This window comes from Rhizobium sp. WW22 (assembly GCF_047041135.1).
In the GTDB taxonomy this organism is placed as follows: domain Bacteria; phylum Pseudomonadota; class Alphaproteobacteria; order Rhizobiales; family Rhizobiaceae; genus Rhizobium.
The window spans coordinates 752,960-769,762 of record NZ_CP178198.1 but is presented as its reverse complement, the minus strand read 5'-3'; the positions used below and the strand labels follow the sequence as shown (position 1 = coordinate 769,762).

The window sequence follows — 16,803 nt, the reverse complement described above, 5'->3', positions numbered from 1 at the left end:
TGGCGCAGCGCCAAGATCGCGGGCCGTCGCATGCAGGGTAGGATAATCGGGAAAATGGCGGAGAAGATGGGATTCGAACCCACGATACCATTTCTGGTATACTCCCTTAGCAGGGGAGCGCCTTCGACCACTCGGCCACCTCTCCGGTGCGGCCCTGATAGGGCCATTCATTTATCGACGCAAGCGCTTTTTCGCGCTTGTGTACGTTCTTTCCATGATTCAGCAACAGGCGATTGTCGACCGAACCATGCTCCGGCGGGCTCGAAAATTCACATCAAGCCAGCAGCTGCTTCAAATCCGCGGCCGGGTCGGCAAGGATCTCCCTGGATGGATTGGCGCCGGTTTCCAGCAGCTTCTTGCCGGTCACATAGGCCTTTGCGTCGTTTATCGCGTCGACGGCGATGAAGCGGCCCTGCTTGAAATACCAGACGGAAGCCGCGCCCTCGCGGAGGCCCGGACGCAGAAGGGTCTCGTCGTAACCCAGATTGAAGCCGGCGATCTGCAGCTTGACGTCATATTGATCCGACCAGAACCACGGCTTTGGATCATAGGCTTTTTCGCCGCCGGCTATGATTCCCGCCACGGCCTCAGCCTGATCGACGGCGTTCTGCACCGATTCGAGCCGGATGCGGCCGCCCTCCCAGGGCAATTCTACGCAATCGCCCATGGCGAAGATCGTGGGATCAGAGGTGCGGGCGAACGAATCGACGACGATGCCGTTGCCGACCTCGAGACCGGCCTCCTTGGCGAGCCTGTCATTCGGGGCGACGCCGATGCCGACGACGACGAAATCGACATCGATGGTAGACCCGTCGGACAATTCGGCGGCGATGACATGATCGTTACGCCCGATGAGCTGCTTCAGGCCGGTCTTCTCACGAATGACGACATCGTGCTTTTGATGAATGGCTCTGAAAATATCGGCGGTTTCCTTGGCCGCCACACGCTGCAATATCCGGTCGCCCATCTCGATGAGCGTGACCTCAAGGCCGCGATGGCGCGCGACAGCAGCGGCCTCAAGCCCGATATAGCCGCCGCCGATGATGAGCACCCGGCGGCCTGGGCGCATTTCGCCAGCAAGAAGATCGGCGTCTCGCTTGTCACGGGCGAGATAGACGCCTTCGAGCGCGCCGCCGACGGAGGGCGGCAGGCGGCGGGGCGTCGAGCCAGTCGCAAGCGCTAGGGTCTCGTAATCCACCCTGGAGCCGTCCTGCATGACGATCTGCTTTGCGGCACGATCGATCTGTTCGACCCAGGTGGACACACGAATCTCGACATTATTGTCGGCGTACCAATGTTCGGGCCGGAACAGCAGGCGATCGAAAGCCATCTCGCCCAGCAGGTACTTCTTGGTCAAAGGTGGGCGCTGGTAGGGAAGGTTTTCCTCGGCACCGACGATGGTGATCGGCCGCGAATCACCCAGCCCGCGCAACTTGGCCGCAAGCGCAAAACCCGCCTGTCCGGCCCCGACAATGACCAATCTGCCCGTCACGTTCCGTACTCCATGTTATTATGGCGCTCCTTCCGCGTTGCGCGGAAGGCTGCCTATGGACTTCAGGGGTAACGCCTGCATCCGCAAGCGTCAATCACGGCTGACCCTGCGCCCCGGATCGGGAGAAAATTAGGCCAAACGCTCAGCTTGATATTTCGACCCAGCGGCGTTCGTGGAAGGATTGGGCCATGGCGTGCACCGATTTTTCGATGCGCAGGCCGTCTTTGAAAGCCACGACTGACGCAGCCTCGCCTGATATGGCTCTGATCAGCTCTCGGCACTCGATGATCTTCAGATCGTTGAAGCCAAGACCATGACCGGGCGCCGGGATGAAACGGTCATAGGGCTTGTGCGCGGGTGCGGCCAACACCTTGCGGAAGCCCTGCTCGCTGTCCCTGCCCTCGGCCTGATAAAGCTCGAATTCGTTCATGCGCTCCTGGTCATAGGAGATCGAGCCCTTGGAGCCGAAGATCTGCAGGGCTATCCGCCCCTTGCGGCCCCAGGCAGAGCGATTGGCCATGAGCACGGCTGAAATGCCGCCGCCAAGCCGCATCAGCACATTGGCGAGATCGTGGTTTTCGACGGCGCGGGTGCCGCCGTCCTTTAAGGGACGGTCGGCATAGGGCTTCACCATATCGGTGATCACAGCTTCCACGTGGCCGAACAGGAACCAGAGAAGCGAAAGCGGATGCACGGCGAAATCATCCAAAGCGCCGTAACCGGAAGCAAGTTCGCTCTTCCAATAGAAGAGACCGTTCGGATCGGCCATGAAATCCTCGTCCATCTCGACACGGACGTGATTGACCGCGCCGATCGCCCCTTCTGCGATCAACGCCTTGATGTGCCGCATCACCGGGTTCTGGATATAATTGTAACCGAGGATGGCGACCTTGCCCGAGGCGTTAGCTGCGGCCAGCATGCGCTCGGCATCGCCATAGGACGGCGCCATCGGCTTTTCGCACCAAACGTGCTTGCCAGCTTCAAGGGCTGCGATCGCCATTTCCGGGTGGAACTGGTTGGGGGTCGTGACCGAGACGACGTCGACATCGGGATCGGCGATGAGAACGCGCCAGTCGGCCGTTGCCTTTTCGAAGCCGAATTCGTCACCACGCGCCTTTGCCAGATCGGCATTGGCTTCGGCAAGATGCACCAGGTGCGGCCGCGCGACATCACCGAATACTGTTTTGACCGCATTCCAGGCTAGCGCATGGCATTTGCCCATATAACCGGTGCCGATCAATCCAACGCCCAATGGCTTCATTTGCCTTTCCTCCTCACATATTCTCCCGAAGTGGACGATTTTTGGAATATTTAGACCGTTTTGACAAGCGCACTCATGGTATCGACTTCAATCCGAAATGACGAAAACCCGTATTTATATGTGTAAATTCATTAGCTTAAAATTATTCGTGCCGAACGATTCAAAATCCGGTATCGTTGCAAATATGGAATATCTGTTTCATTGAGGGCATGTAGGGAGCTGAAGGACGGCGCATGGACAACAATGTCGAGACGCAAACCAGGGTGCCGCGCGACTTCGAAAGCCTTCGCAGCATCATCATCGAGCGCAAGAACGCCATGCCAAAGCGCCTCGCGCAGGTTGCCGCCTTCGCGCTCGGCAATCCCGATGAGATCGCCTTCGGCACGACGGCGAGCATCGCCACTGCCGCCGAAGTTCAACCCTCCACGCTGGTGCGCCTTGCCCATCACCTCGGCTATGAGGGCTTTTCCGATCTTCAGAGCATCTTTCGCGAACGGCTGCGCGACCGGACGCTGAGCTATGAGGAGCGGCTGGTAACGCTCGAACGCTCCGGCGTAGAGAACGAAGAGGCCACTATTCTCTCCGGCTTCCTCTCTGCGGCGAGCCAATCCGTCAACAAGCTCGCCGCAACCATCGAGACCGACACCTTCGCAAAAGCCATCGACGTGCTTGCAGCGGCCGAGACAATCTATCTGATCGCCAAGCGCCGCTCCTATCCGCTGACGGCACATATGACCTATGCTTTTTCCAAGCTCAACATACGTCACCAGATCGTAGCCTCGCCGAACGGCATCGACGGCGAGATCACCCGCTTCGCCACGGAGAAGGACGCAGCGATCGCCGCGAGCTTTTCGCCCTATGCCGCCGACAGCTTGGCGCAGGCACAGGACCTCGCCTCGCGCAACGTGCCCGTCATCGCCATTACCGATTCGGCCTTCTCGCCGCTTACTGCCTGCGCGGATTACTGGTTTGAAGTGGCGGAAGCCGATTTTGCCGGTTTCCGCTCGCTGTCGGCGTCGATGGCGCTAATCATGGCCTTTCCGGTTGCCATTGCCGAGCGTCGGCGAAAAGCTGCGACAAAAGCCGATAAAACGAAAATGGAATAAATATTCCGAATTGACAAAATCTCGGAACCAATGTTTCACTACAACCAAGATCACGGCCGCGGGAGATGGTCGCCAGATCCATAGCAGCCGGGACGAAAAGAGCACCGGCACTTTCAATAACGCATGATCTCGGCGCAGGCTGAAAAGCAGAAGAGGTCATGCCCCGACGGGAGGACATCATGGCACACGACAATCCTGGCGCACAGCCGGAGACAAAACTCGATGTGATCACTATCGGCCGATCCTCCGTCGACCTTTACGGCCAGCAGATCGGCTCGCGCCTGGAAGACATAGCCTCTTTTGCCAAGTCGGTTGGCGGCTGCCCGGCCAATATCGCCATCGGCACCGCACGACTCGGCTTGAAATCGGGTCTGATCACCCGCGTCGGCGACGAGCAGATGGGCCGCTTCATCCGCGAACAGGCGGCGCGCGAGGGCGTGGCGGTCGATGGGATCGCGACGGACAAGGAGCGACTGACGGCGCTGGTGCTGCTGGCGGTCGAGGCCGAGGGCGTCTCGCCTATGATCTTCTATCGCTCCGACTGCGCCGACATGGCGCTGAATGAGGACGATATCGACGAAGACTTCATCAAGTCCTCCGGCGCAGTGCTGGTATCAGGCACGCATTTCTCCAAGCCCAATACCGAAGCGGCGCAGCGCAAGGCGATCCGCATTGCCAAGGCGAACGGCCGCAAGGTGATCTTCGACATCGACTACCGGCCAAATCTATGGGGTCTTGCCGGCCATGCCGAGGGTTTCGAGCGCTATGTGAAATCGGATCGCGTTTCCTCGAAGATGAGGGAGACGCTGCCGGATTGCGACCTGATCGTCGGCACCGAAGAAGAGATCATGATCGGCTCGGGCGTCGACAACGTGCTCGGCGCGCTCAAGGAAATCCGCCGCCTCTCTCCAGCGACCATCGTGCTCAAGCGCGGCGCAATGGGCTGCATCGTCTATGACGGCCCGATCTCCGATGATCTCGAAGCCGGCATCGTCGGCCAGGGTTTTCCGATCGAGGTATTCAATGTTCTCGGCGCGGGCGATGCCTTCATGTCCGGCTTCCTGCGCGGCTATCTGCGCGGCGAACCGCTGAAGACCTGCGCCACCTGGGCGAATGCCTGCGGCGCCTTTGCCGTTTCCCGCCTGCTCTGCTCACCGGAATATCCGACCTGGACGGAACTCGACTTCTTCCTGAAGACGGGCAGCGAGCACAGGGCGCTCCGCAAGGACGAGGCGATCAATCACATTCATTGGGCAACGACCCGTCGCGGCGACGAAATCCCGCTGCTGATGGCGCTTGCGATCGACCATCGTTCGCAGCTCGTCAGCGTCTGCGATGAGCTAAGCGTCGGTTACGACAAGATCGTCGCCTTCAAGCGGCTCGCGGTCGAGGCTGCGGCGCGTGTGGCCGACGGCCGCCAGGGCTATGGCATGCTGATCGATGAACGCTTCGGGCGCGACGCCTTCTTCGATGCGGCAACCAAGAATTTCTCCTGGATCGGCCGCCCCGTCGAGCTGCCGGGATCGAAGCCGCTGAAATTCGAGTTCAGCCAGGATATCGGCTCGCAGCTCGTTGAATGGCCGCTCAATCACTGCATCAAATGCCTGTGCTTCTACCATCCAGACGATCCGAAGGAGCTGAAGGCGGAGCAGCAGGAGAAGCTGCGGACGCTGTTCGAAGCCGCGCGCAAGGTTGGCCGCGAGCTTCTGGTCGAAATCATTGCCAGCAAAAACGGTCCGCTGACCGACGACACGATTCCGACGGCGATGGAAGAGCTCTACGCGCTCGGCATCAAGCCGGACTGGTGGAAGCTGGAGCCACAGGAATCGACGGCTGCCTGGAAAAAAATCGATGCCGTGATCGCCAAAAATGATCCATGGTGCCGCGGTATCGTGCTGCTTGGCCTGGAGGCACCGGCGGAGGAACTGATCCGCAGTTTCGAGGCGACGCTGGCGGCCCCTTCGGTCAAGGGTTTCGCCGTCGGGCGGACTATCTTCTCCGATGCGGCCCGCGCGTGGCTGTCGGGCGGCATGAACGACGAGGAAGCGATTGCCGATATGGCCGGCCGCTTCCGGCAATTGACGCAAGCGTGGCTTAAAACCCGCGGCCTGTAAGAAACAAGCATTTGGGAGGCGCCCGATGGGCAAGACGATCCGATTGACGATGGCACAGGCCGTCACGCATTTCCTCAAGAAGCAGATGACCGTCATCGACGGGCAGAAGCAGCCGATTTTCGGCGGCGTCTGGGCGATCTTCGGCCACGGCAATGTCGCCGGCATAGGCGAGGCGCTCTATCAGGTGCGCGAGGAGCTGCCGACCTTTCGCGCCCACAATGAGCAGGGCATGGCCCATGCTGCTATTGCCTATGCCAAGGCAAGCTTCCGCCAGCGCTTCATGGCCTGCACGACCTCCATCGGCCCTGGCGCGTTGAACATGGTCACGGCGGCCGGCGTTGCGCACGTCAACCGCATCCCCGTTCTCTTCCTGCCCGGCGACGTCTTTGCCAACCGTGCGCCCGATCCGGTACTGCAGCAGATCGAGGATTTCGGCGACGGCACCGTGTCGGCCAATGACGCCTTCCGCCCCGTCTCGCGCTATTTCGACCGCATCACCCGCCCCGAACAAATCATATCGGCGCTGAAGCGCGCCATGCAGGTGCTGACCGATCCCCTCGATTGCGGTCCTGTGACGCTGTCGCTGTGTCAGGACGTGCAGGCCGAAGCCTTCGATTATCCGGAAAGCTTCTTCGAGGAGCATGTCTGGGTGCCGCGCCGTCCGCAGCCGGATGCAGACGAACTTGCCAATGCCATTGCATTGATCCGCCGCTCCGAAAAGCCGGTTATTCTTGCCGGCGGCGGCGTGCTCTATTCGCAGGCGACGAAGGAACTGGCCGCTTTTGCCGAAGCTCATGGTATTCCTGTCGTCGTTACGCAGGCCGGCAAATCGGCCATCGACGAGACGCATCCCCTGGCGCTTGGCTCCGTCGGCGTGACCGGCACATCGGCGGCCAATGCCATTGCCGAGGAGACTGATCTGGTGATCGCTGTGGGAACCCGCTGCCAGGATTTCACCACCGGCTCCTGGGCGCTGTTCAAGAATGAAAAGCTGGCCATGATCGGCCTCAATATCGCGGCCTACGACGCTCTCAAGCACAATAGTCACCCACTGGTGACGGATGCGCGCGAGGGGCTGAAGGCGCTTTCCGCCGGCCTGGCGAATTGGCGCGCTCCGGCGTTGCTGGCCGAAAAGGCGACGAAAGAAAAGCAGGTCTGGATGGAGGCTGCCGCCAAGGCTATGGCGACGACCAATGCCGCTCTGCCCTCCGACGCCCAGGTCATCGGCGCTGTTACGCGGACGCTCGGCGGCAAGGACAGCATTCTCGTTTGCGCGGCAGGCGGCCTGCCCGGCGAGCTGCACAAGCTCTGGCCGGCGACCGCACCCGGCAGCTATCACATGGAATATGGCTTCTCTTGCATGGGCTATGAGATTGCCGGCGGCCTCGGCGTGAAGATGGCGCGGCCGGAGAAGGATGTCGTCGTCATGGTCGGCGACGGCTCCTACATGATGATGAATTCCGAACTGGCGACCTCTGTCATGCTCGGCCTGAAGATCACCGTCGTGCTGCTCGACAACCGCGGCTATGGCTGCATCAACCGCCTGCAAATGGCGACCGGTGGCGCAAACTTCAACAACCTCTTGAAGGACTCGCGGTTCGAAGTGATGCCGGAGATCGACTTCCGGGCGCATGCGGCCAGCATGGGTGCGATTGCCGTGAAGGTCGCTTCCATCGCTGAGCTGGAACAGGCCATCGAAGCATCGAAGAAGAACGATCGCAGCTCGGTCATCGTCATCGACACCGACCCGCTGATCACGACGGACGAAGGCGGTCATTGGTGGGATGTCGCCGTTCCCGAGGTCAGCCCGCGCGCCGAGGTCAACAAGGCCCGCGCTGCTTACGAACAAGCCCGCGCCGCCCAGCGCATCGGCTGATTGATTTCTGTCCTATTTCTGGAGGAGCGTTTCAGCTCCTCCAACCATGTTTCAAGGAGACCATTGATGAAGGCCAAACTCGGCATGTCGCCCATCGCCTGGTGGAACGACGATCTTCCTGAGCTCAGCGACGACGTATCCCTTGAGGAATGCCTTCGCCAGTCGCGCGGCGCGGGCTTCACCGGCATGGAACAGGGCCGGCGCTTCCCCAGCAACCCTGATGAGATGCTGCCAATCCTGCGCGCCGCCGACGTGACGCTCTGCGGCGGCTGGTTCTCGGGCACGCTCGTCAACGAGGAGCTTGCGGCAAACAAGGACCGCATCGCGCCGATGATCGAGCTATTCAAGGCGGTTAACGCGCCTTGCATCGTCTATGGCGAAGTCGGCCGCTCCATTCAGGGCGACCGCTCCAAGCCGCTCGCCACCAAGCCGCGCCTTTCGGATGACGAGATGAAGGCCTATGCCCGCCGCGTCACCGAGTTCGGCGAATGGTGTGCCGACCAAGGCATGCCGCTCTCCTACCACCACCACATGGCGGCCGTGGTCGAAACTGAGCCGGAACTCGACGCCTTCATGCGCAATTCCGGCGAAGGCATTCCGCTGCTGCTCGATGCCGGCCATCTCGCCTTTGCCGGCGGCGACGTGCTGCGCGCCATCGATAATCACCACGCCCGTATCAACCACGTTCACGTCAAGGATATCCGCAAGTCGGTCGTCGACGGGCTGGATCGCAGCCGGCAGTCCTTCCTCGATGCCGTCGCGCTTGGCGCATTCACGGTGCCGGGTGATGGTTCGCTCGATTTCGGAGCGATCGTCCAGCGCTTCGCCGATTACGGCTATGAAGGCTGGTTCGTGGTCGAGGCCGAACAGGACCCGCACAAGGCACCCCCGCAGAAGATGGCCGAGATCGGCCATGCCGAGCTGATGCGCGTCATGACGGCCGCAGGCTACACGGTGGAAACCGAAGGCTTTCCCAGGGGATAACGGAAGACGAGCACCCCTCTCCTCCGTCACAGGTTGGCGAGGGGCACTCTCCAAGCAATGGAGCAAGACCATGCCCAATCTGAAGGTCAAACCTAGCGGCTCGCATGGCCGCGTCACCCATGTCACACCAGAAAGCGCCGGCTGGACCTATGTCGGCTTCGATCTCCACCGCCTGAAGCCGGGCGAAACCGCTTCGGCCGAAACCGGCGATCGCGAAGTCTGCCTCGTCTGGGTCAGCGGCAAGGGAAGCGCCAAGGCGGGGACTAAGGATTTTGGCTTGCTCGGCGGGCGCATGAGCCCCTTCGAGGGCGCCCCCCACGCGCTCTATATTCCAGCAGGCTCGAGCTGGTCGGTGACCGCCGAGACCGATCTGGAACTGGCCGTCTGCTCGGCCCCGGGCGGCGGCTCCCATGAAGCTCGCGCCATTCCGCCGGGCACGCATCCGGCGCTGACGCGCGGCAACGGCACCAATGTCCGCCACGTCAACAACATCATGCCGGAAGACGATGGCGCGGCGCATTCGCTGCTCGTCGTGGAAGTGATCACGCCGGGCGGACACACGTCTTCCTACCCTCCGCACAAACACGATCAGGACAATCTCCCAAACGAGAGCTTCCTGGAGGAGACCTACTATCACCGCCTCAATCCGCCACAGGGTTTCGGCTTCCAGCGTGTCTATACCGACGACCGATCGCTGGACGAAGTCATGGTGCTGGAGGATGGCGACGTGACGCTGGTGCCTAGGGGATATCACCCCTGCGCCGCCTGCCATGGCTACGACCTCTATTACTTGAATGTCATGGCCGGGCCTAAGCGGATCTGGAAATTCCACAATGCCGTGGAACATGAATGGCTGCTCAAGTCCTGAATGACGCCTGATATAGGCTCATAGCGAAAAGGCCGTGCTCGAAAGCGCGGCCTTTTCCATTTTCATGCCGGCAACAAGCCATAGCGCCATTTGCGATCCCTGGCATTGCGCGACAATACCAGCCAGGTGAGCAGGATCATTCCCATCTCAGCGAAGATCGGCGTCATCCAGATCCCGCGTTCGCCGAAGACGAGCGGCAGGAGGAATGTCAGCGGCAAGGTGAACAGATAGGACCGTGACAGACCGAAAATCGCACCACGCTTCGCATCGCCGATGGACTGGAAATAGGACGACAGGATGATCGCCTGGCCGAAGAGGAAGTAGGCCCCGATCGTCCAGGGCAGGATGCGCCCGACTTCCGTGACGATCAGGGGATCGGCGACGAAGATTGAGCCCAGATGTCTCGCTAGCAGCTCGACGATGAGTTCGACGGCGCCGCAATAGACCAGAGCCGAAATCAGGGCGATCAGGACGCTATGACCGACGCGGGCTGGAAGGGCGGCGCCATGATTATGGCCTGATATGGTCTGCAACGCGATGCTCAAGCCCAGCAGCGGCAGATAGGCGAAGGTCATTACTCTTGTGACGATTCCGTATGCGCCGACGGTCGCGACATAATCCCCCTCATGCCAGATCGACACGTTGAAGAGGATCGCCGCCGAGCTCAGCGAAATACCGATGAAACCGAGGCTCATCGGAGCGCCGAAGGCGAAGATGCCGCGCCACTCGCGAACATGCAGCGCCATGTCGACCCAAAGCCCGTTCGGCCGACGCAGGCGATAGATGATGACGATCATTAGGCAGATGAATTGCGCCAGGACCGAGCCGCCGGCGGAGCCGACGACGCCCCACTGAAAGACCGCCATCAGCAGCCAGTTTGCCAGAATGTTCAGCAGCGTCGAGGCAAGCGTCACCAGCGTCATGAAGCCGAGCTTTCCTTCGCAACGCAGCCCGTCGAGATGGATCGAAAGAAAGAAGCTGATCGGCGCGAAGGCGACCATGACGCCCATGAAGGCCTCGGCGCTGCTGATAACATCGGCGTTTCCTGCCGCTGCCACGGCAATGAACTGCCGGCCTGCGAGCCAGTAGACGAGGTTGATCGCCACCACGACGGCAAGCGCCAGCGTATGGGCGCCGGTAAACACGGACTTCGCGGCGTCACGATTTCCGGCGCCGAGACGGCGGGCGAGAATGCTCGCCATGCCGTTTGAAACCAGCGTCTGCAGCGCGATCAGCAGCATCAGCGCGGGAAAGATGAGGCTGACGGCGGAGAGCGCCTCGGCGCCGACATAGACGCCGAGGAAATAGGCGTCGACGACGGCAAAGAGGCCGCTGACTGTCGTGATGATGATGATCGGCGCGGCTGTCTTGGCAAAGACGCCCGGCAGCCAGCCGGTGAGAAACATATTGTTTTCGAGGGTGTGCGTCATGGTGGTATCCGGACGGAATCGCTCGCGAGCGGCAAAGATAGCGGCGTGACAAGCAGGGATGAAGATTAAAGGTCGAGAACCAGATGCGGCACGCCGTTCGATGTCCTGCGCGGCGAAATGCCGTCGGCATCGACTTGGGCATTTATGCGCTGGCGGAATGCCGAGAAGCTCTCGAACTCCACTACATCGACCGGTTCGTCGAAGTGGATGGTGATCCTGTAGAGCCCGCCGGATTTCGCGGACATCGCGAGAACCTTGCCGGTGAACGGCTTGTTCAGATAGCGCCCGCGAACGGCGGAGCCGACATCGAGGGGCGCATCCGGCCCGTCATTCGGTTTTGCCGCAAGCGCCGAGAGCGTGTTCCAATCGCACAGCCCGTGTTGCTTCGCGATCAGCTCCAGCGCTGTCGAGTGGCTCATGTCGTCGCCGCGCTCGGCCATCGCCTGACGCAGACGCCGGGCCTGAGCCTTCAATTCATCTATGGACGGATACGTCGTCATAGGATTAGCCTTTGCTAAGGCACGCATTTACGACTGTGGAACGGAGCTCGCATTACCGTCAGTCAGCATGCCCTGAATGGCCGTGACCTAAAACAGCGAGGACTTCACCTTGGATTTTCATCCGCGAGCGGCAGGCGCCTCGAACCGCTCGTTCGTATGATCGAAGCCGATGCTCCTGTCAAGATGCGCCCAAATCGGTACAAAAGACGAACCCGTTAAAATTCTACCAATGCAATTGACGCTTCTGCAAAATCTCCGTGCAAGGTTCATGCTGTAACCGAGATGAATTCGGTCTGTTTTCCAACAGGGAATGACAATGATTCGCGCAACCCATCTGGCGAAAGTCAAATCCGAAGTCTACGAACGCAGCTGGGAACGTTTCTACGTCCAGCGGCCGGCGCGTCTCGTGGCTGTTCGTCCCTGTCTCAACGGCATTTCGGTGCGCAGCGCCGAGATTACCGACATCTCGCGCGGTGGCGCGAGCTTCACCGTCGCCACGACGGTAGGCCTGCCGACCCACTATTATCTGAACATCCTCGGTCTCGCCTACCGCATAGCCTGCGCCGAGGTCAGCCGCATCGACAACCGCGTCCATGTTCGCTTCATCAACCTGATCGAACCGGAGACGCTTCGCCGCGTCGTGCGCGCCGATTTCATGATCGGCAACGTCGAAGCGCTGGCTGCGCGCGGCAGAAGGCGGCCGGTTTAAATTCGGCTTCACGTCCTCAATCGCTTCGCACGTCGCCGCGGGCATATCGTGCAGGCGGCATGCCTGCGTATCGCGCAAAGGCGACGCTGAAAGTGCTTGCCGATCCGTAGCCAACGCGTTCAGCTACCTGATCAATCCCCAATTCGCGGCTGCGCAATAGCTGCTTTGCAAGAGCCATGCGCCAAGCCAATAAATATTCCATTGGCGGCAGGCCAACGACGCGGCTGAAACGCGCAAAGAAAGCCGATCGGGACAGGGCCGCTTCGGTCGCAAGATCCGCGACAGTCCAAGGATGGGCAGGACGCGCATGCATCGCGTGAAGTGCTGCGGCTAGGCGTTCATCGGCAAGGCCGCGACTCAAGCTCGACGTGACGGTTGTTTCCGTGCCGGATCGCAATGCCTCGATCAACAACACCTCCAGCAGCCGCTCCAGCACGAGTTCGCGTGCCGGCCGGCGCTCGCGCGTTTCCTCACCGACCAATTGCATCAGCGTCGCGAGTCGGGGCTCGCCGCGAACGATAACGACATCAGGCAAGAGGGAAACGAGCAAGGCCGCATCCGGCGCGCCGAAGCTGCAATGCCCTATGCGCATGCGCAGGTCCGGCGGCCCTTCGAGGCGGCCGACGCGGAAATGGCCGCCACTCAGCTGCGTTGGAACCATGGCGGACAGACCGACCGGTGCGTCGACGCTCTCGTTGACAAGCTCGCGCATGGCCGGCACGAGCACGAAATCGCCGGCTCGGAGGATGAAAGGCTGATGTCCTCCGAACGTTACGCGGCAACGCCCCTCAAGGATTGCGCAGTAGAATGGCTCGCCTGTGGCCTCGCGATGAATTCGCCAGGCGCCGGCGCATTCCACCAGCTTCGAAAAGCGTGCGGCCGGCTGCAGCAGCGTGACGATTTCGGCAAGGGGATCGACGGTCATAATCAGGACTAACGCTAAAGAAATGGAGACTATAGCATATATAAAGTCTCTCTCCCGGTCGCTACCATGGCATCATCCCTTTTGTTGGAGAGACTCATGTCCACGATATTGATTACTGGTTGCTCGTCTGGCTTCGGCCTGGAGACTGCGAAACTGTTTTTTGAACGAGGGTGGGATGTCATCGCGACAATGCGCACGCCCAAACCCGAGCTGCTACCGGTTTCCGAACGCTTGCGTATTCTCGCGCTCGACGTCACCAATCCGACAAGCATCGCGGACGCCGTGAAGGCCGCCGGCCCGATAGACGTACTGGTCAACAATGCCGGTTTCGGAGCGCCCTCACCGATCGAGCTGACTGCGCCGGAGACGGTGCAGTCGCTATTCCAGACAAATACGATCGGCACATTGGCGATGGTTCAGGCCGTATTGCCCCAGATGCGTCAACGTCGGGCCGGGGTCGTCGTCAACGTCACCTCTACGGTGACGGTCAAGCCTTTGCCGGTGATTGGGATCTACCGGGCGAGCAAGGCAGCGGTGAACGCCTTCACCGAGTCCTTGGCGGTAGAGATGGAGCCATTTGGCGTGCGGGTGCATATTGTCCTACCAGGCCGGTCGCCGGAAACTCGCTTTGGGGAGAATGCGCGTCCACATTTGCGTGGTCTGGACGATCCTGATTATGCGCCGCTCATTCAGCAATTCGTCAAGAATGTGCAGGACGATACCGGTCCAGTAACCCACGCGCCCGACGTGGCGAAGGCAGTGTGGCGGGCAGCCACCGATTCATCCGCCCCGCTGCGAATTCCGGGCGGGGCGGATGCTGAACTCTGGATGGCTGAGGCAGGTTTGTAACCGGAATCGGTGGCAGCCCAAAAGCTGCTGCCGCTCCGACTTCGACGGTGCATTAGAGGGAACACGCAGCCGTCGATCCTGGGAGCGCGTCCGGCGACTGCGTTCGGCCTTTTGCGAACGTCTCATTTCATAACGGCAGGCGCAGTCCGCCTATTGATATGCGGCGGATGAGATCGGTGAAAAGATCGCACTCTGCAACCATGACCCGTTGTTCCAGCGAAAGTACGCTATCGTCGGGATGGATCTGAACGGTCGTTGTGGCCACAGTTCTTCCGTGGTCATACTCTCCATCTACGAGGTGGATCGTTGCGCCTGTTTCGGTCTCGCGATTATCGAGCACGGCCTGGTGAACTCTTCGCCCGTACATCCCCAATCCGCCGTATTTGGGTAGCAGCCCCGGATGAACATTCAATATTCGCCCATCAAACGCGGCTAGCGTAAGCGGGCCAAGTTTCTTGAGATAGCCGGATAAGATAACGAGTTCAGCTTCATAGGCGACAAGCGTGTCGCGAAGCTGTTTGTCCGCCTCAGCTTCCCTGTCCTTGGTCGGAATATGAAACGAGGGAATACCGTTGGCCTCAGCATATGCTAGTGCTGCGGACGACGCCCTATTGCTAACCAGCACGACAGCGGCAGCATTCACTGTGTTCGCTCGGATGGCTTCGTTGACCGTCCGAAATGAGGTTCCATTGTTTGATGCAAGGAACGCTATTACGAGCTTATCCATCAGCGCCTCGTTGATCGATGCTATCGCGATGACCGAGACTCCCTTTAATGGCAACTGATACGGATTTTCAATGAGTGCGACGACGCAATCCGAAGGCCGCATCTTTCCGCCCTTGCAACCACTCGCCAAGCGCCTATTCTGCCGTACCCAGCAACCGAATTCGGGAAACAAAGCCAGCATGTCCGCCTTCTCGCGCTTCACGCCGCTGATCAGCGCCCTTCCCTCCACCGTTCCTTTCGTCGGCCCAGAAGCGCTGGAGCGTCAGCGCGGGCTGACGGTCAAGGCCCGTATCGGCGCCAATGAGAACGGCTTTGGACCAGCGCCCTCCGTCATCGCGGCCATGCGCGAGCGGGCCGGCGATATCTGGATGTATAACGATCCGGAAAATTTCGAGCTGAAGCAGGCGCTTGCGGCGCATCTTGGCGTTCAATCCGCCAATATCGCCGTCGGCGAAGGGATCGACAGCCTGCTTGGCCTGATCGCGCGTATGGTGATCGAACCGGGCACACCCGTCGTCACCTCGCTTGGCGGCTATCCGACCTTCAATTTCCATGTTGCCGGCTTCGGCGGCCGCCTCGTTACTGTGCCCTACGTCAATGATCGCGAGGATCTCGATGGATTGCTCGAAGCGGTGAAGCGCGAGAATGCGCCGCTCGTCTATTTCGCCAATCCCGACAATCCGATGGGAAGCTGGTGGGATGCCGACAAGATCGTCGCCTTTGCCAGTGCATTGCCGGAAAACTGCCTGCTGATCCTCGACGAAGCCTATAGCGAAACGGGGCCTGCCAGCTCGCTTCCTGATATCACGGCCCTGATCGACCTGCCGAATGTCTTGCGCACCCGCACCTTCTCCAAGGCCTATGGCCTTGCCGGCGCCCGCGTCGGCTATGTCATCGGCGCACCGGAGACCGTGCTGGCCTTCGACAAGATCCGCAATCATTTCGGCATGAACAGGCTCGCGACTGTAGCGGCGCTCGCCGCGCTGAAGGATCAGGCCTATCTTGCCGAAGTAATCGGCAAGATCCGGGCTGCGCGCGAGGAGATCGGCACGATCGCCCGCGTCAACGGGCTGCTGCCTCTCGCCTCCGCCACCAATTTCGTTGCCATCGATTGCGGCCGCGACGGCACCTATGCCCGCGCCATCGTCGATGGGCTGATCCAGCACGGCGTCTTCATCCGCATGCCGGGGGTTGCGCCGCTCAACCGCTGCATCCGCGTCAGCGTCGGCCCGAAGCAAGATCTGGATCTCTTGGCTGAAGCGCTGCCCCAGGTGCTGAAGGCGATCAGCTAAGTCTTAAACGACGAAACCGCGCCAGCCTTGTTCCGGCCGGTCGCGGTTTTCATCATTCGGCTGGCATCTCCGTCGGCCGCCGACATCCCCTCTTTCGAGATCAGGAAGTCTTATTGCCTACAGCACGCCTCAGTGCGTGGTCATCCATTCGCGGGCGGCGCGCAGCGCTGCTGGAGCTGCATTTTGGTCAAGGTCGCGGCAACGTCGGCGCGAAGCTCGGCGGCGCGCTCGCTGCCACGAATGGCGGCGATATTCAACCATTTGTGGGCGGCAACGAGGTCTGCATTGCAGCCCCTGCCGGTCGCGTAGTTCACGCCCAGTTCGCAAAGGGCATCGGCGCTGTTACCACCCATCATGGCATTTCCAGACATCGGCGTTTCAAAGCGTGCCATTGCAATTATCCCTGTTTGACTTCTGTTCGTATCTGCCCTGTTTTCCGTCCGAACCTTGCCGTCATTCGCGGCTTTCCGGTTCTTCCGGCCGGCGGGTTTGCCCCGCTCGTTTGATGGCTTCACTATCGCAGACGGCTTTCAAAAAACGCCTAAAATGCATGATTAATTCGATGCAAACAAAGTGCAAATGCTTGGTAAACTTGGGATTTTGTTAAACATCGCTTCCCTTGCAAATTAAGGATTTTCGGGCGAGTTTAACCTTCCGTTAAGATTTGGATT

Annotated in this window: 14 protein-coding genes, 1 tRNA gene and 1 pseudogene; 8 read left to right on the top strand and 8 right to left on the bottom strand. The window is 60.3% G+C overall.

Translation table 11 applies throughout. The features are described from left to right. Positions 1 to 55: 55 nt before the first annotated feature. The 3 genes from ACK83U_RS03890 to ACK83U_RS03880 form a co-directional block, all read right to left on the bottom strand. Positions 56 to 145 (bottom strand) — tRNA-Ser (locus tag ACK83U_RS03890). 129 nt (positions 146 to 274) lie between these two features. Further along, the gene (locus tag ACK83U_RS03885; protein ID WP_112607419.1) at positions 275 to 1,492 is read right to left on the bottom strand and encodes an FAD-dependent oxidoreductase; all 1,218 of its coding nucleotides are present in this window, start codon (positions 1,490 to 1,492) and stop codon (positions 275 to 277) included. 142 nt (positions 1,493 to 1,634) lie between these two features. Then, a complete protein-coding gene (locus tag ACK83U_RS03880) occupies positions 1,635 to 2,753 on the bottom strand; it encodes a Gfo/Idh/MocA family protein (protein ID WP_112607421.1) in 1,119 nt (372 codons plus the stop codon). A 233-nt stretch (positions 2,754 to 2,986) separates the two neighbouring features. Here ACK83U_RS03880 and ACK83U_RS03875 point away from each other — a divergent pair, with 233 nt between their 5' ends. From ACK83U_RS03875 to iolB, 5 genes are all read left to right on the top strand, one after another. Beyond that, entirely contained in the window at positions 2,987 to 3,859 is an 873-nt protein-coding gene (locus ACK83U_RS03875) for a MurR/RpiR family transcriptional regulator (protein WP_112607423.1), read from the top strand. A gap of 179 nt (positions 3,860 to 4,038) precedes the next feature. Further along, positions 4,039 to 5,973 carry a bifunctional 5-dehydro-2-deoxygluconokinase/5-dehydro-2-deoxyphosphogluconate aldolase gene (locus ACK83U_RS03870; protein WP_112607425.1) on the top strand — a complete coding sequence of 645 codons (1,935 nt, stop codon included), beginning with the start codon at positions 4,039 to 4,041 and terminating at the stop codon, positions 5,971 to 5,973. Positions 5,974 to 5,998: 25 nt separating this feature from the next. Then, on the top strand, positions 5,999 to 7,849 hold the full coding sequence (iolD, locus tag ACK83U_RS03865) for a 3D-(3,5/4)-trihydroxycyclohexane-1,2-dione acylhydrolase (decyclizing) (protein ID WP_112607427.1): 1,851 nt from the start codon (positions 5,999 to 6,001) through the stop codon (positions 7,847 to 7,849). A gap of 66 nt (positions 7,850 to 7,915) precedes the next feature. Continuing rightward, positions 7,916 to 8,833, top strand: a complete 918-nt coding sequence (gene iolE, locus ACK83U_RS03860) for a myo-inosose-2 dehydratase (RefSeq protein ID WP_112607429.1) — start codon at positions 7,916 to 7,918, stop codon at positions 8,831 to 8,833. 70 nt (positions 8,834 to 8,903) lie between these two features. Next, positions 8,904 to 9,701, top strand: a complete 798-nt coding sequence (gene iolB, locus ACK83U_RS03855; protein WP_112607431.1) for a 5-deoxy-glucuronate isomerase — start codon at positions 8,904 to 8,906, stop codon at positions 9,699 to 9,701. Between the two features lie 62 nt (positions 9,702 to 9,763). On the opposite strand, the gene ACK83U_RS03850 is transcribed toward iolB, so the two are convergent. Next, a complete protein-coding gene (locus tag ACK83U_RS03850; protein WP_112607433.1) occupies positions 9,764 to 11,131 on the bottom strand; it encodes an MATE family efflux transporter in 1,368 nt (455 codons plus the stop codon). A 65-nt stretch (positions 11,132 to 11,196) separates the two neighbouring features. Next, entirely contained in the window at positions 11,197 to 11,631 is a 435-nt protein-coding gene (locus ACK83U_RS03845; RefSeq protein WP_412474791.1) for a glyoxalase superfamily protein, read from the bottom strand. Between the two features lie 310 nt (positions 11,632 to 11,941). Between ACK83U_RS03845 and ACK83U_RS03840 the strand changes: the two genes are divergently transcribed. After that, positions 11,942 to 12,340 carry a PilZ domain-containing protein gene (locus ACK83U_RS03840; RefSeq protein ID WP_183710567.1) on the top strand — a complete coding sequence of 133 codons (399 nt, stop codon included), beginning with the start codon at positions 11,942 to 11,944 and terminating at the stop codon, positions 12,338 to 12,340. Between the two features lie 16 nt (positions 12,341 to 12,356). Here the strand turns inward: ACK83U_RS03840 and ACK83U_RS03835 are convergent, their stop codons facing one another. Beyond that, positions 12,357 to 13,265 (bottom strand): AraC family transcriptional regulator, encoded by a 909-nt coding sequence (locus tag ACK83U_RS03835; protein WP_112607439.1) that lies wholly within the window; start codon positions 13,263 to 13,265, stop codon positions 12,357 to 12,359. A 96-nt stretch (positions 13,266 to 13,361) separates the two neighbouring features. On the opposite strand from ACK83U_RS03835, the gene ACK83U_RS03830 reads away from it, so the two are divergent. Beyond that, positions 13,362 to 14,114 carry an SDR family oxidoreductase gene (locus ACK83U_RS03830; protein ID WP_112607441.1) on the top strand — a complete coding sequence of 251 codons (753 nt, stop codon included), beginning with the start codon at positions 13,362 to 13,364 and terminating at the stop codon, positions 14,112 to 14,114. Between the two features lie 127 nt (positions 14,115 to 14,241). On the opposite strand, the gene ACK83U_RS03825 is transcribed toward ACK83U_RS03830, so the two are convergent. Beyond that, a complete protein-coding gene (locus tag ACK83U_RS03825) occupies positions 14,242 to 15,021 on the bottom strand; it encodes a phosphoribosylglycinamide formyltransferase (RefSeq protein WP_412474790.1) in 780 nt (259 codons plus the stop codon). Here ACK83U_RS03825 and ACK83U_RS03820 point away from each other — a divergent pair. After that, positions 15,020 to 16,132 (top strand): pyridoxal phosphate-dependent aminotransferase, encoded by a 1,113-nt coding sequence (locus ACK83U_RS03820; RefSeq protein ID WP_112607443.1) that lies wholly within the window; start codon positions 15,020 to 15,022, stop codon positions 16,130 to 16,132. The genes ACK83U_RS03825 and ACK83U_RS03820 overlap by 2 nt on opposite strands. 129 nt (positions 16,133 to 16,261) lie before the next feature. Here the strand turns inward: ACK83U_RS03820 and ACK83U_RS03815 are convergent. Continuing rightward, positions 16,262 to 16,524 (bottom strand): annotated as a pseudogene (locus ACK83U_RS03815) (sel1 repeat family protein). Positions 16,525 to 16,803: the final 279 nt, after the last annotated feature.